15 protein-coding genes are annotated in these 15,737 nt (G+C 37.4%); 5 read left to right on the top strand and 10 right to left on the bottom strand.

The window, feature by feature from the left end; genetic code table 11:
* Positions 1-3: 3 nt before the first annotated feature.
* The 3 genes from ELS83_RS17180 to ELS83_RS17170 all read left to right on the top strand — a co-directional run bounded on the left by ELS83_RS17180 (position 4) and on the right by ELS83_RS17170 (position 1,621).
* On the top strand, positions 4-399 hold the full coding sequence (locus tag ELS83_RS17180) for a hypothetical protein (protein ID WP_171596776.1): 396 nt from the start codon (positions 4-6) through the stop codon (positions 397-399).
* Positions 400-563: 164 nt separating this feature from the next.
* The gene (locus tag ELS83_RS17175; protein WP_171596775.1) at positions 564-1,160 is read left to right on the top strand and encodes a YdeI/OmpD-associated family protein; all 597 of its coding nucleotides are present in this window, start codon (positions 564-566) and stop codon (positions 1,158-1,160) included.
* A 188-nt stretch (positions 1,161-1,348) separates the two neighbouring features.
* On the top strand, positions 1,349-1,621 hold the full coding sequence (locus tag ELS83_RS17170; protein WP_171596774.1) for a hypothetical protein: 273 nt from the start codon (positions 1,349-1,351) through the stop codon (positions 1,619-1,621).
* A gap of 55 nt (positions 1,622-1,676) precedes the next feature.
* Here ELS83_RS17170 and ELS83_RS17165 read toward each other — a convergent pair whose 3' ends face one another.
* The 6 genes from ELS83_RS17165 to ELS83_RS17140 all read right to left on the bottom strand — a co-directional run bounded on the left by ELS83_RS17165 (position 1,677) and on the right by ELS83_RS17140 (position 8,456).
* Positions 1,677-2,759 (bottom strand): alpha/beta hydrolase family protein, encoded by a 1,083-nt coding sequence (locus tag ELS83_RS17165; protein WP_171596773.1) that lies wholly within the window; start codon positions 2,757-2,759, stop codon positions 1,677-1,679.
* Positions 2,760-2,925: 166 nt separating this feature from the next.
* Positions 2,926-4,248, bottom strand: a complete 1,323-nt coding sequence (tilS, locus tag ELS83_RS17160; protein WP_171596772.1) for a tRNA lysidine(34) synthetase TilS — start codon at positions 4,246-4,248, stop codon at positions 2,926-2,928.
* Between the two features lie 69 nt (positions 4,249-4,317).
* Positions 4,318-5,631: an aminodeoxychorismate synthase component I gene (gene pabB, locus ELS83_RS17155; RefSeq protein WP_171596771.1), complete on the bottom strand. Its 1,314-nt coding sequence runs from the start codon at positions 5,629-5,631 to the stop codon at positions 4,318-4,320.
* Positions 5,632-5,723: 92 nt separating this feature from the next.
* The gene (locus tag ELS83_RS17150; protein ID WP_171596770.1) at positions 5,724-6,176 is read right to left on the bottom strand and encodes a DUF6265 family protein; all 453 of its coding nucleotides are present in this window, start codon (positions 6,174-6,176) and stop codon (positions 5,724-5,726) included.
* 24 nt (positions 6,177-6,200) lie between these two features.
* Positions 6,201-7,289 (bottom strand): SGNH/GDSL hydrolase family protein, encoded by a 1,089-nt coding sequence (locus ELS83_RS17145; protein WP_216616643.1) that lies wholly within the window; start codon positions 7,287-7,289, stop codon positions 6,201-6,203.
* A gap of 174 nt (positions 7,290-7,463) precedes the next feature.
* Positions 7,464-8,456: a YhdH/YhfP family quinone oxidoreductase gene (locus tag ELS83_RS17140; RefSeq protein WP_171596769.1), complete on the bottom strand. Its 993-nt coding sequence runs from the start codon at positions 8,454-8,456 to the stop codon at positions 7,464-7,466.
* Between the two features lie 137 nt (positions 8,457-8,593).
* Between ELS83_RS17140 and ELS83_RS17135 the strand changes: the two genes are divergently transcribed.
* Positions 8,594-8,908, top strand: coding sequence for a winged helix-turn-helix transcriptional regulator (locus ELS83_RS17135; RefSeq protein ID WP_171596768.1), 315 nt, complete (start codon positions 8,594-8,596; stop codon positions 8,906-8,908).
* A gap of 58 nt (positions 8,909-8,966) precedes the next feature.
* Here ELS83_RS17135 and ahr read toward each other — a convergent pair whose 3' ends face one another.
* The 4 genes from ahr to proS form a co-directional block, all read right to left on the bottom strand.
* Positions 8,967-9,971, bottom strand: a complete 1,005-nt coding sequence (gene ahr, locus ELS83_RS17130) for an NADPH-dependent aldehyde reductase Ahr (protein ID WP_216616642.1) — start codon at positions 9,969-9,971, stop codon at positions 8,967-8,969.
* 284 nt (positions 9,972-10,255) lie between these two features.
* Entirely contained in the window at positions 10,256-11,482 is a 1,227-nt protein-coding gene (gene pepT, locus ELS83_RS17125) for a peptidase T (protein ID WP_171596767.1), read from the bottom strand.
* Positions 11,483-11,611: 129 nt separating this feature from the next.
* Complete coding sequence (locus ELS83_RS17120; protein WP_171596766.1) at positions 11,612-12,295, bottom strand: hypothetical protein; 684 nt, start codon at positions 12,293-12,295, stop codon at positions 11,612-11,614.
* A 93-nt stretch (positions 12,296-12,388) separates the two neighbouring features.
* Positions 12,389-13,864, bottom strand: a complete 1,476-nt coding sequence (gene proS / locus ELS83_RS17115) for a proline--tRNA ligase (RefSeq protein ID WP_171596765.1) — start codon at positions 13,862-13,864, stop codon at positions 12,389-12,391.
* Between the two features lie 100 nt (positions 13,865-13,964).
* Between proS and ELS83_RS17110 the strand changes: the two genes are divergently transcribed.
* Positions 13,965-15,701, top strand: coding sequence for a hypothetical protein (locus ELS83_RS17110; protein ID WP_171596764.1), 1,737 nt, complete (start codon positions 13,965-13,967; stop codon positions 15,699-15,701).
* Positions 15,702-15,737 lie beyond the last annotated feature (36 nt).

Genomic DNA, 15,737 nt, shown 5'->3' with positions numbered 1-15,737 from the left:
TAAATGTCTATACCCGAACGAATAAAAGAAATAATTGAAACCGAGAGGGTAAGTATCAGACAATTTGAAAGGACTATTGGTGTAAAACAAGGTAATCTAAGCAAGACGATTAAAGAGAATAGAGAAGTAAAAGGCTCAATTCTTACAAGAATTATAACTGTCTATCCTCATATAGATCCAACATGGCTACTTACTGGCAAACGCCAAATGAGATTGCCAGTAAATGAATTCGAGTTTAACGATTTATATGATCATATTCATGAAATGGCAATGGAGCTGTCTAGAAAACTTGGTCGTTTACAACCTGAACTTTCTTTTTTGAAAGAATCTAATGCGATGCTTAGAAAAGGCAATGCCTTTTTAAGAAAAGAAGTTTTACTCCGTAGTAAAAAGAAGTGATAAACAAATTGTATGGTACCACAGGCATTTATCATTTTCTAAAATGTTTAACTTAAGTTTTACATTTTTGGAACTTTGAGTATACAGCACTAGAACTATAAAAAAGCATGACCTTAAGGTTGTGCTTTTTTTGTATTTTAAACTTCCAATAAAACGAGAAAGGTATGAAAAAAGCAACAACAGTTGACGAATATATTGACAGTAAAACAGAGTGGATCAAAGAACTTGTTCTACTGCGATCAATTTTACAGAAGACCGAATTAGTAGAATGCATAAAATGGGGTGCTCCAACATACACAATCGCTAATAAAAATGTGGTGGGAATTGGAGCTTTTAAGAGCTATGTAGGAATCTGGTTTTTCAATGGTGCACTCTTATCAGATCCTGTCAAAAAACTACACAATGCACAGGAAGGCAAAACACAGGCTATGCGACAGCTTAGGTTTGCCTCTATCAACGAAATCGATGAAAAAATGCTTCTCACCTACTTAAACGAGGCTATTGAAAATCAAAAAGCTGGAAAACAAGTAAAAGTTAACAAGAGAAATGACTTGGAAATTCCTGAACTATTAACAGAAAAACTGAAGGGTGATTTAGCACTGAATGACAGCTTCAAATCATTAAGTCCATACAAGCAAAAAGAGTACATACTTCACATTGCCGAAGCCAAAAGAGAGGCCACAAAAATAAAACGATTGGAGAAAATTGTTCCCATGATTAAAAGCGGAATTGGTTTGCACGATAAGTACCGCAATTGCTAATCAGGAAAAAACCAATAAGTAGAAAAGCATTCTCGATAACGCAAACCATTGAGATACAAAGCGAAAACAATTGCGATACGGAAAAACAGCACATCCATAAATAATAAACAATTTTCTAACATACTGTTAATTCACAAATCGTCTTCATTTTGTAAATTTAGTTAACGTTTAATTCTAATTCTTTAACTATGACCGAACAAAATGAAAAACTAAGAGATGTTTGCCAGGAAGCACTAATTTGCCTTAACAAACCGGGAAATGCTGCTTACGATGAAGTAAAAGCAAAATTGCAGTATGTAATTGGAAGTTATAATTTCGATAAAAATCCGGTGGGATTGTACGAAATTGGAAATTTGGCTTTCGATGCACTTAAAGAAATTAGTGCCGAAAAACCGCGTAAAGTAAAAAAGGCACTTCTAAAAAATCTGGAAGAGTGTTTAAGCCTCGAACCAGTATCCTAACTTTCCAAAATAAAAAAGAGCCTGACCGAAACGATCAGGCTCTTTTTTATCATTCTTAAAAGCGATATCCTGCTTTCTGTATGTCTTTCAAACTGTTTATTGGGTTATTGGGTTTTAACTGTTTACTCAAAAACTGATAAATTTTCACCCTTACTTCTTTAGCTTTTTTGGTATCCATTCTATCGAAAGAATGACCGCCAGGTACGGCCTGGAAAATTTCATATTCAAACTTTTTCCCATCCGCTTTAAGCGATTTAATTAAATGCTCCACTTCCAAAACATTTACGTCATCGTCGTTGGTATTGGTGTGAATTAACAATGGTGTATTCTGGAATTTATGAGTATTCCAGGCTGGTGAACGACGGCGATATTCAGCCAGGTTGTCATTAGCAGTTTTTCCGATATGGTAATCTGCCGAGTACAAATCGCGGTACGATTGAGTCATATATCCCATACGGGCAACCAAATCGCTCACCGGAACTCCTGCATATCCAACTTTATAATCTTTCGGATGATTAAATAAATTGAATAGGGTAATCATTCCACCATGGCTCCATCCCATGATCCCTACTCTGTTCTCATCCACAAAATCGTAGTTTTCGATCATGTAATTGCGGCTTGCATAAACATCTTCATTTTCTAGTCCACCGTAATCAATCTTTTCGTAATGACCTTTACCATAACCAGTGCTTCCTCGATATTCGGCTGCTACAACAATATACTCCTGGGCAATTAATTCACGTACAATATGAGTATAGTAGGTGGTAAAATCGCCATGTACACCACCATGAGGCAAAACTATTAATGGGTATTTTTTATTTACATCGATATTTTTTGGAAAGAAGGCATAGGTCCAAAATTTTACTGGGTTACCTGCTCCTTTGGCTGTTGGATTCTTTTCTTTCCATTTTGGAGGTCCATAGATGTACAATTTATCGATATGAGCTACATCTCCTACTCTTTCGAACCAAATTAAATCATCAACCATCTTTTCAAGACGATCCATTCTATGATCCAGATTCTCATTGTAGTTTTGTAAATCTTTCAGCTCCTTTTTTAGCTCATGGGATTGGGAAAATCCGACAAAAGGAATTAGACTTAGCAATAAAATTACCAAGCATTCTTTCAGTTTTATCATGTTTTGAGTTGTTAATGGTTTGTTCTTTAAAACTCCGACTAATTTATAAAAATCAGGGGCATTTTAAAATATAAGCTGTTGATAACAAAACAATGATTTTCAAAATCATCACTTTTCTGATGTATCGGTGTGGATTTTCTTTAAAAGAATTACAATAACCATTAGGCTATTTTAGCTCCAGGCGATAAATTTTGCGAGTTGCATCGGTAATTTTAAAACGATCATCCAATCGGTGTCCAAGCACCCATACAATCTGATCTCCTGAAAGTAACAACCATGCATTTTCTTTATCCTGCAAAGAGAATTTTTGATCGATAAAGAAATCGGAAACCTTTTTACTTCCTTTCATTCCTATGGGTCGAAAGCTGTCACCTTTTTGCCACCTTCTTACTTTTAAGGGAAAATGCAGTTTGTCGTAGTCCAAACAGGCAATCTTAGTATTGGAAGGGAATGTAAAATCAGCTTCTTTACTATAAGTAGAAGCCTCCATTTCTATTGGAAATTCAATTAAACCCATTTTTTCCTCCAGCAAATACTCTTTGCAATCACTCTCGCTCAATTCTGAAAGAATCAGGTATTTTCGATCTCTTAGCAATTGATGTGTTGACGAAAAAAAACGTTTCCCGGATATGGAGTCCAATGATTTTGTGATCATTCTTACATCTCTATGGTGAAATCCGTAAGGAGATAGAATTTCGAACAAATGCGACGAAGGAGATGGCAATTCTTTTAGCCTGGCAATAGAAATCAAAAACTGATCTTCTCTTTTAAAAATTAAATGGAGTCGGTTTTCATCAATCACATCGTTATAGATCCGTTCCACTTCTTTAAAACGCTGCACATTCTCACTCATGGTTTTTCGAATGGAAGGATTGATTTCTTCAAGCACAGGAATTACCTGGTGACGAATTTTATTGCGAACAAAATCGGTTTCGATATTGCTTGAATCTTCACGGTATTCAATCTGTTCAAGCTCGGCATACGCCAATAGCTCTTTACGACTAAAAGGCAAAAGTGGACGAATTACTTTTCCAAGTTTCGATTTAATTCCCGTTAAACCGTGAATTCCTGTACCTCTAAGTAGGTTTATCAGTACTGTTTCTGCCACATCATCGGCATGGTGCCCAACGGCAATGTATTGATAGTTTTCCTGTTCACAAATTTGATTGAACCATTCGTACCTCAGTTCTCGAGCTGCCATTTCAATCGAAATCTTATTCTGATCAGCGTAAGCTTTGGTATCAAAATCTTTTGAAAAAAATGGGATTGAATAAGACTGAGCCAATTGCTTTACAAATTCAAAATCGCCATTAGATTCTTCGCCTCGTAAGTGAAAATTACAATGTGAAATGGCACAATTCACTTCCATTTTTAGAAGTAAATGAAGAAGTACAACCGAGTCTACACCACCGCTTACTGCAACCAAAATTCTTTCGTCGCGATAAAACAGATCCTCCTCTTCAACAAATCGAACTAACTTACGAAACACAATAGTATTGAATAATTAGTAATGAATAATTAGTAATGAATAATTAGTAATGAATAAATTCCAATTCGTTTATTCATCTTTTAAGACCCTCATAATGGCTTTTGCTTTTAGCATGCACTCTTCGTACTCCTTTTCTGCTTCGGCCTGCATGGTAATTGCGCCACCAACCATAAACGAAAGATAATGATTTCTGGCGTTATAAAGTATGCTACGAATCACAACATTAAAATCAAAATCGCCTTCGGGCGTAATGTATCCAACAGCACCGGAAAAAAGCCCTCTTTTTGTCGACTCATACTTTTCGATAAGTTTCATGGCTCGAACTTTTGGAGCCCCAGTCATCGATCCCATCGGGAAACATTGGCGAATGGCTTCTATAAAATGAATATCTTCGCGCAATTCTGAAACGACAGTTGATATCATTTGATGTACTTGCGGGAAAGTGTAAATGCCACACAATTCTTCTACGATAACCGATCCCTTATCTGCTGTTCTCGAAAGATCATTTCGAACCAAATCAACAATCATGATATTTTCAGCTCTTTCCTTCGGATCGTTGAACAAATGGTGTTTAATCTGCTTGTCCTCTTCTTCGTTGGCACCACGCCTGGCAGTTCCTTTAATGGGCTGCGAAATGATTTTCTTGCCCACTTTTTTGATGAATCGTTCAGGACTGGCAGAAAGTAAAAATTGCTCTCCCATTTGGTAAAAACCGGAATAAGGAGTTGGCGAAACTTCGGTTAATTTTTGGTAGGTTCCACGAGGTTTGATATAGCAATCTTCGGCATAAAATTCCTGGCAAAAGTTCACTTCATAAATATCGCCTCTACGAATATGATCTTTTAGCTGATTTACTGAATCGATATATTCATTGCGAGTGATTCTTGAATTAATCTCATTTACAGCTAAAGATGCTTCATTTTTTACCTCCAGGTTTTGAATCTCATTGGCCAGTCTGTATATTTCTTCCTCGCTAAATTCCTCATCGAAATAGTGAATGATAAGGGTATCAACATCTAGGATGAAAACCCAACGTGGGCGAAAAAAATTCATTTCTGGAAATTCCAGGCCATCCTGGTTCTCAGATTTTAACTCTTCAATTTCATTCTTCAGATCGTAAGCCAGGTATCCAAACCACCAATCTTTCGCCTGATCTATTCCTTCGCTTAAGTAATAGAAAAAATCCTGCTTAGGTTCAATAATTTGAAGCGCATCAATTCCAGCAAGCAACTCATATGTATTGTATTCTGCTTTTGAATTTTCTTTCTGGTTTACTTCATGACTATCAAGAATACTAACATACTGAAACTTTTTGCTCCAGAATAGAAGCTGCTCTTTGAACCTGCTTGTATTGGCAATATGAAATGTAAGCTTTTTTCGCATGTCGCAAATTTAAACAAAAGATGTATTGATTTGCTTTCTGCTATTAAAATAGATGAATTTTAAGCTTGAAAAATGAAGTGTATATTAAATAATTAAGGATTTTCCTTTTCTACCCGATTTAGAAGGAAAGTAAAGCCTTTTTCACCTTCACCCAAAACATTCACTTTTAACCTATTAGAATCAACTATCTGATACTGTATCTTCTTGGGAAAATCGTGCTCGGTATTTTCGAAAGAATAAACTTCTGAAACATTTGTATTTAGATAAAATGAGATTGTTGCACCCTGATTCTGATTAGCAACTGTTGCATGATAAATCCAATGGCCTTTCTCATATGTAATGGCAAGAGTTTCCAACAGTTTTTCCTTTCCATCCTCTATTTTATAGCCTGTTCCAAGCAATCCATCAGCTTTCTTCTCCCATTTTTCAAACTGTTGTTTTCCTTCAATCTGCCAGGTTCCGCTAAGAAAATCAAGCTCATGCATATTTGATTTTGAGCAGGAGAAAATTGTTACCGATAATAGAAAGAGAAGGATGTATTTCATCACCTTATATTTTTGTTACCTAATTTACCATTTTATATTTTCATCGATAAATCGAATCAAGCTTTCTGCCATAACTTCCTGCTCGCTTACAGATGGATGACCGGCTGTTTCTTTGTATGGAACAAAGTGCGTAAAAATCCTTTCATCCTTTAAGCCAGCTACTGCATCTTTGATATATTCTGGCCATTTCGATCCTATTTGGGTAGCATCCATATTGCCAAGCATGCAAATTATTTGCGCATCAGGATAATGACTTCTTAATTGAGATATAAATTGTTGATAGGCATTGATCAGAAACTCCTGGCTTGGTGGCTTACTGCCAAAATTTGTCTTAAACTCAGCTCTTTTCGGTCTGTTAACCAACCACGAATCATTCTGAAATAAATTAACTACAAGCAAATTGGGAGAATAAAGAGAAAAATCCCACTTACTTTCTGCTTCGGCCGGATTTAAGCGGTCATAAATATCAGGCATTTCGAATGGAAACCAACTAATGGTGATGCCAATACCACTCTTGCAAATGCAATGGTGTTTTGCATCGAAATGTCGGGCTGTTAGAGCTGCATAGCTCAGGTAATGATTTGTAAATGTGCTATCAGGAGAATCGGCTCCCGATGTATCTTCAACTGCATAACCTGCTGTAATTGAATTCCCATAGAACTCAATCTTCCTCTTTTGCTTTTCAGATTTTGGCAAGATTTTCGCGTTTCCACCAATTTCAAATCCATAAAAACTGCTTGTTCCTCTATCCCATTCTGTTCTTTTAAAAATCTCGATTGTATGCTTTCCTTTGGGCAAATTTTCTGCCAGCAAATGATATTTAACAATAGTGTCTGGCCTCAATAATACAATGCTATCTTCATCAATAATTACATTGTAATAATTATCTCCTTTATCATCTTTTAGCTTTGCCTTTATCGACTCTCCCTCAAAATTAATTTTAATCGAACTCCCCGACCAAAATAGCCTGGCACAGTTAGTACTTGTAGTATCTATTCTTCCCGAATATTCAATTGCAGGATTCAAACAATTTACGATTACCTTCTTTTCATTGGTGCAAGCGACAAAAAGAATTGAAAACACAAGCAATAAGTTCGATAGTTTTTTCATCATTAGTAGGGGTTGTTTTTCTGTTCTGGCCAGTTGTTTACATATCAGCCTGATGATTCTAATCAAAAATAAACTTTATTTAGATCTAAAAACTGCCCTTTTATACTAAATCTTAATTATATCCATAAAAAAAGGCAGCCACATAGCTGCCTTAACCGATTCAATCTGCTTTAGAAATTACAATTTCACGATGACTCTACCTTTACTTTTCTTTTGAAGCATAAGGTCAATATAAGTATCCAAATCTTCTAATGAAGATTCAATTACCTGATCTTTTTGTTTGTAAACATTCCATTCTGCTGCCAGTCTATCCCATACTTTTTGTCTCAAATGCATTGGACAATTTTGAGAATCGATACCAACCAGGCTAATTCCATTTAAAATGAAAGGATAAACGCTCATTGGTAAATCGCCAGAACCAACATTTCCACAACAAGTTACTGTGCCCAGAGGTTTACATGCCTTTAGCAAAGTATGTAAGGTATTCCCACCAATTACATCAATGGCTCCTGCCCACTGAGGGCGCAACAATGGTCTACCCGACTGATCATCGGTAACTTCTTTTGAAATTCTGGTACTTGCACCAAGCTCATGAAGCACATCCTCGTCACCTGTTGATTCGAAAGTTGCTGCAATTACTTCGAAACCTAAGGATGATAAAATACTAATGGCAATGCTACCTACACCTCCTAGCGCACCTGTTACCACTACTGGTCCCATTTCTGGTGTTTGCCCCGATGCCAATAACTTGTACACAGAAAGTGCAGCAGTAAAACCAGCTGTTCCATAAATCATAGCATCACGAAAGCTCAATTCTTTTGGTAAGATCACAACCCATGATTCCGGAACACGGATGTATTCGGCAAAACCTCCATCGGTGTTCATTCCCAGATCGTAACTTGTTACAATTACCTCATCGCCTTGTTTAAATTTTTCACTTGTTGATGCTTCTACAATACCAGCTGCATCAATTCCAGGTGTATGAGGATACTTGCGGGTTACTCCCTTATTTCCTGATACAGAAAGTGCATCTTTATAGTTCAGTGATGAATATTTTACACGAACCAAGACTTCTCCCTCCGGCAAATCGCTTATCTTTCTATTCTCAATTTTGCGGATATACTCTCCATTCTCTTCACTTATTCTAAGTGCTTTAAATTCCTTATTCATATCTGATCTTTTTTTTTATTCTTATCTTGCAACAAAAATACGTGCATTTAATCTACAAATCAAGAACTTACAATTAGATCGCATACTAACATTTTGTTCTGATTTATTGATTATCAGGCAATAAAAAATTTAAAGTTTTGGAAAAAGGAGTTTGTCCCATCGATACATTTATCAATTACGTAAAAGGAAAACGTAAGGCTACCATTATATTGCATCTTAAACAAGGTACCAAACGTTATTCCGAACTGGTAAAATTGATTCCCGATGTAAGCGATCGAATGCTGAGTAAAAATCTGAAAGAACTGGAGGAATCTGGTTTTATCGAGAAGAAAATATATCCGGAAGTACCACCTAAGGTCGAATACAGTTTAAGTGATTTGGGCCATGAAATTCACCCGGTATTAATTGCAATGTACCGAGGTGGTAAGCTATTGGAACAAGAAATTAAATAGCTGAATATAAAAAAGAAAGACAACCCTAAGGCTGCCTTTTATTGATCTAAGAAACGTTCTAATTTTTTAGAACGATCCTGTATCTTGCCTTTCCTTCTTCAAGGTGTTGAAGTGCCTGATTAACCTCTGACATTGGAAACTCTTCTACCGTAGGATAAATTTCATGTCGCACACAAAAATCGAGCATTGTTCTGGTTAATGCAGGGCTACCAAGAGGACTACCTCCTACCGATTTTTCTCCCATAATTAAACTAAAAGCCGGAATTTGCATTGGCTCCAATACCGCTCCAACTGTATGAAGCTTGCCTTTTGGAGCCAGGGTGGAAAGATATGAATCCCAATCGAGTGTTACATTGGTTGTATTGAGGATAAAATCCAGCTTACCTTTGATACTCTCCAAATCATCTGGATTGCGAGAATTGATTACCTTGCTTGCGCCCATTTCCAAAATTTTATCTTTTTTTGAAGGATTAGAGCTGAATGCAAATACTTCGCAGCCCCAAAATTTCAGGAATTTTAAGGCCATGTGTCCCAATCCTCCAATACCAATTACACCCACCTTATCGGTTGGTTTAACACCTGATAAAACAATTGGATTAAATACGGTAATCCCGCCACAAAGCAGAGGCCCAACTTTACTAATATCCATATGAGCCGGAATTGGAATTGCCCAGGACCAATGTGCTCTTACATGATCGGCAAATCCGCCATGTCTTCCAACAATAGTTTGTTCTAGTGTGGAACAAAGATGATGGCTTCCATCCATACACTCATGACAATGCATACAGGAACCTGACATCCATCCTAATCCTACTTTATCGCCCACATTTAAATGACGAACTGCCTTTCCTTTGGCAATCACTTCGCCAACAATTTCATGTCCGGGAACAAAAGGATATTGGGTCATTCCCCACTCATTATTTAGCATACTTAAATCGGAGTGACAAATGCCACAATATTCCACTTTAATATCAACCTGTTCATCTTCCAAGGCAGGAAGTTCGTAATGATATTCTTCCAGTTTAGCTCCAGCCTCAAAGGCTGCATAAGCTTTTACATCCATAATTCAATATATTTAAAGGTTGTTTCAATCGGGATATTAGCTCTGTATCAATTCAGAAAATTATATCGACACAGGTGAGAGGCCGTTGGAATTTGATAGCTCTTCAAATCACATCTATTAAAGTTACGGAATATTCACAAATGAATTGTTATAAACATCTATGACTGTTCGGTTTATAAGAACGAACTCTGGGTAGTTGCACACCTTATTTTGCAAGTTTAAGCTCATGGAGAACAAAAAAGGCAGCTGTTTAGCTGCCTTCTTACTCTATTTCTCGAATCGGATTATCGCTTTGCAATCAGGTCTACAATTTTCAAAATTACATCCACTGCTTTTTCCATCGACTGTACTGGTACATATTCGAAACGACCGTGGAAATTGTGTCCGCCTGCAAAAATATTAGGACAAGGTAAGCCCATATAAGACAATCGGCTGCCGTCGGTACCTCCACGAATTGGAATTACCATTGGAGACACACCCACCTCTTTCATTGCCTCTTCAGCAATATCTACAATATACTTTACAGGCTCTACCTTTTCGCGCATATTATAGTATTGGTTAGTCATTTCAAGCTTAACACTTCCCTCGCCGTATTTGGCATTATACTCTGCACACAAATCTTCAATGAATTTCTTACGAGCTTCATAATTTGTCATATCAAAATCGCGAATGATATACTGAAGCGAACTACTCTCCACGCCTCCATTCATTGCTATTAAGTGATAGAAACCTTGGTAGCCTTCAGTTTTTTCCGGCACTTCATCCTTTGGTAGCCTTGCTGCAAACTCATTGGCAATAGTCATCGAGTTAATCATTTTATCCTTTGCCATTCCCGGATGAACATTACGGCCTTTAAAGGTAATTTTGGCATAAGCGGCATTAAAGTTCTCATATTGCAATTCTCCAATCTCTCCACCATCCAGCGTATATGCGAAATCGGCACCAAACTTTTTCACGTCGAAGAAATCTGCTCCTTTTCCGATTTCCTCATCGGGAGTAAAACCAACATGAACAGCTCCGTGCTTAATTTCTGGATTCTTAGCCAAAAACTCTACTGCCGTTATAATTTCGGCCACTCCTGCTTTATCATCAGCACCTAATAGAGTTGTTCCATCTGTAGTAATCAAAGTCTGGCCTTTATAATTGCTTAGTTCAGGAAAATCGGCAACCTTCATTACAATGTCCTCACCTTTGTTAAGGACAATATCAGAGCCATCGTAATTTTCCACGATTTGAGGTGTTACATTTTTGCCCGAAAAATCAGGGCTGGTATCCATATGAGCTACAAAACCTACTTTCGGAACTTCCTTATCGAGATTCGAAGGAAGCACTCCCATCACATATCCATTTTCATCAAGGCTTACATTTTCCAATCCAATTTCTTCCAATTCTTTTGCCAATTCCTTTGCCAAAACCATTTGTCCTGGTGTACTTGGGGTAAGACCTGTTTCAGTATCCGATTCAGTATCGAACTTTACGTATTTTAAAAATTTATCTACTACAGTACTCATTATTGCTTGTTGTTAATAGTTTACGTTTACCGATAGGTAAAATAAAAACGCTTCAAAAATTTGAAGCGCTTACAATATTAATAAATTGATTGCAAAAAGAGTCAATTTAAATCTTCATTTATAAGTGTCTTATACGTCGTCTGATTTAAATTGAAAACCCAAACGCTTTCCAGTTTGTATTCTGGCATTTTGAATTTTCTCGAAAATCTGGGCCACAGACATGATTTTTACATTATCGTATGGAGGAACCAGCAAATCGAAATTTAAAGAGTAATTGATAGCAGTTTCAACAATTGTTCTCAGGCTTTCTTTGGTTGCTTTACTGGCCGACAAATCGGTTTGTAGTAAGCCCATTTGCCTTTTTCCTTCAACGATATAATGCTTTTCGCGATTGATAAAGATACGTGCTACCAGGTAGCCTAAGTCATCGTATCGGGTGTATTTAAATGAGTCGTATAAAAAGTTGTAAATGTTGATGATTCCGGAATATGCATTATCGGGATTGATTCTTACATAGTTTTGCTCCCAAACATTATGATCTCTGTTAAACTGGAAAACATTGGTGTGTAAACTAAAAACCAAAATATCTGAAGCCACTTTAATTTGAAATTCGAACTCTCCGCGATCTTCGTATTCCAATTGGACTTTCTCGTCGGCATCTTTTAGTTCCTCATTGTATTCCAAAACCAAACCTTCCAATACATCTCTTAAATCTTCAAAAATCTCTTTTGTATTCTGATATACTTGTTGTTTTAGTGTTGCCTTTTCTCGAATTGTATTTAAAATCGCAGTTTTAGTGTTCAAAATGTTCATTGTATCGTTGTTTTAGGTAATCCCTAAATATACAAAAAAACAGTCACCGATATTTCGATGACTGTTTCTATTATGATTGTTTTGTGAACTCTCCTAGTAAGCTTTTGCAAAAACAACTCTTCGTTTAGAAGGTTTTCCTGTTACCATACATACACCTTCTTCCTCTTCTGCATCGAAAGGAATACAACGAATGGTAGCTTTGGTCTCATTTTTAATTTGCTCTTCGGTTTCTGCTGTACCATCCCAGTGTGCCAGGAAAAATCCTGTTTTGGTTTCCAACAAGTCTTTAAATTCGTCATACGAATCTACTTTTGTTGTTTTTTCAGCTCTGAAATCAAGTGCTTTCTGGAAAATATTGTTTTGAATTTCTTCCAATAACTTCTCAATTACCTCTTCAATTCCATCAATAGGAAGAGTTTCTTTAGTCAGGTTATCACGACGCGCCAATTCGATGGTTCCATTTTCCAAATCGCGGTTACCAATGGCCAAACGCACTGGAACACCCTTTAATTCGTACTCTGCAAATTTCCATCCTGGTTTGCGGTTATCGCTATCATCAAATTTAACGGAAATACCCATTGTTTTCAATTTGGCAACGATAGGATCGATTTTAGCAGCAATTTTTTCCAATTCTTCTGCTTTTCGGTAAATCGGTACAATAACGACCTGGATTGGAGCCAATTTTGGAGGCAATACCAAACCGTTATCATCAGAATGTGCCATTATTAATGCACCCATTAATCGAGTAGATACACCCCAGGAAGTAGCCCAAACGTAATCTTCTTTTCCTTCTTTATTAGCAAACTTTACATCAAATGCTTTTGCAAAGTTCTGTCCCAAAAAGTGAGAAGTTCCGGCCTGCAGTGCTTTTCCATCCTGCATTAAGGCTTCAATACAGTAGGTATCCAATGCACCCGCAAATCTTTCCGATTCTGTTTTATGACCTTTTAAAACAGGAACAGCCATAAAGTTTTCTGCAAAATCACCGTATACATTAATCATTTGTTCAGTTTCCTGCAATGCTTCTTCTTTTGTTGCATGAGCAGTATGCCCTTCTTGCCACAAGAACTCAGCCGTACGCAAGAACAAACGCGTACGCATTTCCCAACGCATTACGTTCGCCCACTGATTGCAAAGAATTGGAAGATCTCTGTAGGATTGAATCCAGTTTCTATATGTATTCCAGATAATCGTTTCTGACGTAGGTCGAATAATTAATTCTTCTTCTAATTGAGCATTTGGATCAACAACTACACCTTTCCCATTGGGGTCATTTTTCAGACGGTAGTGGGTTACAACTGCACATTCTTTTGCAAACCCTTCTACGTGATCTGCTTCTTTACTCAAGAATGATTTCGGAATTAGCAATGGAAAATATGCATTTTGATGCCCGGTATCCTTGAACATTTTGTCCAATTCCGCTTGCATATTCTCCCAAATTGCATACCCATAAGGCTTAATAATCATACATCCTCTTACAGCAGAATTCTCTGCCAGATCTGCTTTCATAACCAGATCATTATACCACTGCGAATAATTTTCGCTTCTGCTCGTTAAAACTTTTGCCATTAAATATAGTTTTGGTATAGTATTTGCTACTTTTAGGCTGAATTAAATTCCTTACAAAAGTATAAAATTATCTTAGAAATTCATTATTGGAGGACATACGATGAAAACCTATTTCAAAATTCTATTAATTTCTGCCCTGTTTGCAACAGGATGTTCGCCTTCGTATATGGGAGCTTCCCTCTACGATGACGATATTTATTATGATCCCAGCGATGCACCTTTAATTGTGCAAAAAGCTGAAAGCAAGACAGTGACTGTCAAAAAAGACAACCCACTTGCTCCTGCTCAAGAAGACAAAACAAAAATAACACCAGAAACGAAAACCAGCATTGCTCCTGCCGATGATCGCGATTTTGCGGAGATTCAAAAGCAATATTCTGCAATTCTTGCAAATGATTCCATTGGTAGTATTGATACACTTGTTTATCAAGCTGAAGAAACTGGTTATTACTATGGCGGATTTACGGGCAATGAAAGTGATCTGGAAGAAGCCAAACGTTTGAGAGAAATGTATCCTCGTGGATTTGGATACTACGACGGTAGTGGATATAGCTTAGCTATGTGGCTGGCCGGCGACTCCGATTGGAATGTGTACATTGACGGTGACAAAGTATGGTGGACACCTTCGAGTTTCAATTACCGATATTACTCTGGCTTCAATTACTCAACAATTAGATACGGAAATTACTGGACATACAGATACCCATATGACTACTATGGATATCATTTCCCAAGTTGGAGCATTGGCTTTGGTTGGGACCCTTGGTACTGGGATGTTCATTTTGGATGGAATCATCCCTATGCTTATCACCATGGTCACCACTGGGGATATTATCCTTACGGACATTACTATGGCCACCATCACCATCATTATTATGCTGGTCATTACGATGGACCTTATGGCGTACCTAGTTACAGAGGAACAAGAAGAGCATCTGGTTATAAAGCTGGAAATGTAGGCAATTCTGATTTAAGCAGAAGGTCGAGTGCACGAAGCAATGCAAGTGCAATTTCGTCAAGACGCAGCTCGTCTAATTCCAAAGCAATATCATCTGATAACAGAACTTCAAGAAGAGTATCTTCAGCTACAAGTACTGATACCAGAAGAAGCAGAGCTGCTGCTCGTTACAGTTCAAGCACCAGAAGATCTTATACAGGTACAAATCCAACAAGAAGTTCATATTCTTCTACAAGAAGAAGTGTTGATGGATCTCCTGCAACAAGAACACGATATGGTTCGCAAAACAGGTATAACCAAAACAGAAGTGCATATTCGAATACCAGAAGATCGGTAAATTCAAATTATAATAATAACTCACGAAGAGTCAATTCACCAAGTTATAACAAAACCAGGTCGGCTACCAGACCTTCTTATAACTCAACAAATAATTCATCTAGAAGAAACTCAGGAGTCTCTGGTAATACAGGCATCAGATCATCTTACTCAAAAGTAAGAAGTAACTCATCAGGATCGAAACCATTGTACAGATCAAGTTCTTCTTCATCTTCGAGATCGAAATTCAATAGTAACTCAACTCGATCGAGATCGAACAGTTCATTCCGATCAGGTAGTTCAAGATCATCCTCGGGAAGCTCGTTTAGATCAGGAAGTAGCCGTTCATCCAGATCGTCAGGAAGTTTTAGATCAAGTGGCAGTAGCTCGAGATCTTCAGGTAGCTTCAGATCCAGTGGCAGTAGTTCAAGATCATCTGGAAGTTTCAGATCCAGCGGTAGCAGCTCAAGATCATCAGGTAGCTTTAGCTCTGGTGGTAGTGGTGGTGGATCATCATCAGGATCAAGCTCAGGTGGCGGTGGAAACAGCGGTGCACGAAGATAAAAGATAATCAAGAGGAGAAGTCCTCCAAACTCCTCT

It is taken from the genome of Marinifilum caeruleilacunae, assembly GCF_013141825.1.
Lineage (GTDB): Bacteria > Bacteroidota > Bacteroidia > Bacteroidales > Marinifilaceae > Marinifilum > Marinifilum caeruleilacunae.
The sequence above is the reverse complement of the archived record's forward strand: the minus strand, read 5'-3'. Positions and strand labels throughout refer to the sequence as shown.

What these genes read in the sequence shown, in the direction of transcription:
- ELS83_RS17180 (WP_171596776.1), top strand. Translation starts at nt 4, where the DNA reads ATGTCTATACCCGAACGAATAAAAGAAATAATTGAAACCGAGAGGGTA.
- pepT (WP_171596767.1), bottom strand. Translation starts at nt 11,482, where the DNA reads ATGAGTACTGTAGTAGATAAATTTTTAAAATACGTAAAGTTCGATACT.
- ELS83_RS17175 (WP_171596775.1), top strand. Translation starts at nt 564, where the DNA reads ATGAAAAAAGCAACAACAGTTGACGAATATATTGACAGTAAAACAGAG.
- pabB (WP_171596771.1), bottom strand. Translation starts at nt 5,631, where the DNA reads ATGCGAAAAAAGCTTACATTTCATATTGCCAATACAAGCAGGTTCAAA.
- ELS83_RS17120 (WP_171596766.1), bottom strand. Translation starts at nt 12,295, where the DNA reads ATGAACATTTTGAACACTAAAACTGCGATTTTAAATACAATTCGAGAA.
- ahr (WP_216616642.1), bottom strand. Translation starts at nt 9,971, where the DNA reads ATGGATGTAAAAGCTTATGCAGCCTTTGAGGCTGGAGCTAAACTGGAA.
- ELS83_RS17165 (WP_171596773.1), bottom strand. Translation starts at nt 2,759, where the DNA reads ATGATAAAACTGAAAGAATGCTTGGTAATTTTATTGCTAAGTCTAATT.
- ELS83_RS17170 (WP_171596774.1), top strand. Translation starts at nt 1,349, where the DNA reads ATGACCGAACAAAATGAAAAACTAAGAGATGTTTGCCAGGAAGCACTA.
- ELS83_RS17150 (WP_171596770.1), bottom strand. Translation starts at nt 6,176, where the DNA reads ATGAAATACATCCTTCTCTTTCTATTATCGGTAACAATTTTCTCCTGC.
- ELS83_RS17140 (WP_171596769.1), bottom strand. Translation starts at nt 8,456, where the DNA reads ATGAATAAGGAATTTAAAGCACTTAGAATAAGTGAAGAGAATGGAGAG.
- ELS83_RS17145 (WP_216616643.1), bottom strand. Translation starts at nt 7,289, where the DNA reads ATGATGAAAAAACTATCGAACTTATTGCTTGTGTTTTCAATTCTTTTT.
- ELS83_RS17110 (WP_171596764.1), top strand. Translation starts at nt 13,965, where the DNA reads ATGAAAACCTATTTCAAAATTCTATTAATTTCTGCCCTGTTTGCAACA.
- proS (WP_171596765.1), bottom strand. Translation starts at nt 13,864, where the DNA reads ATGGCAAAAGTTTTAACGAGCAGAAGCGAAAATTATTCGCAGTGGTAT.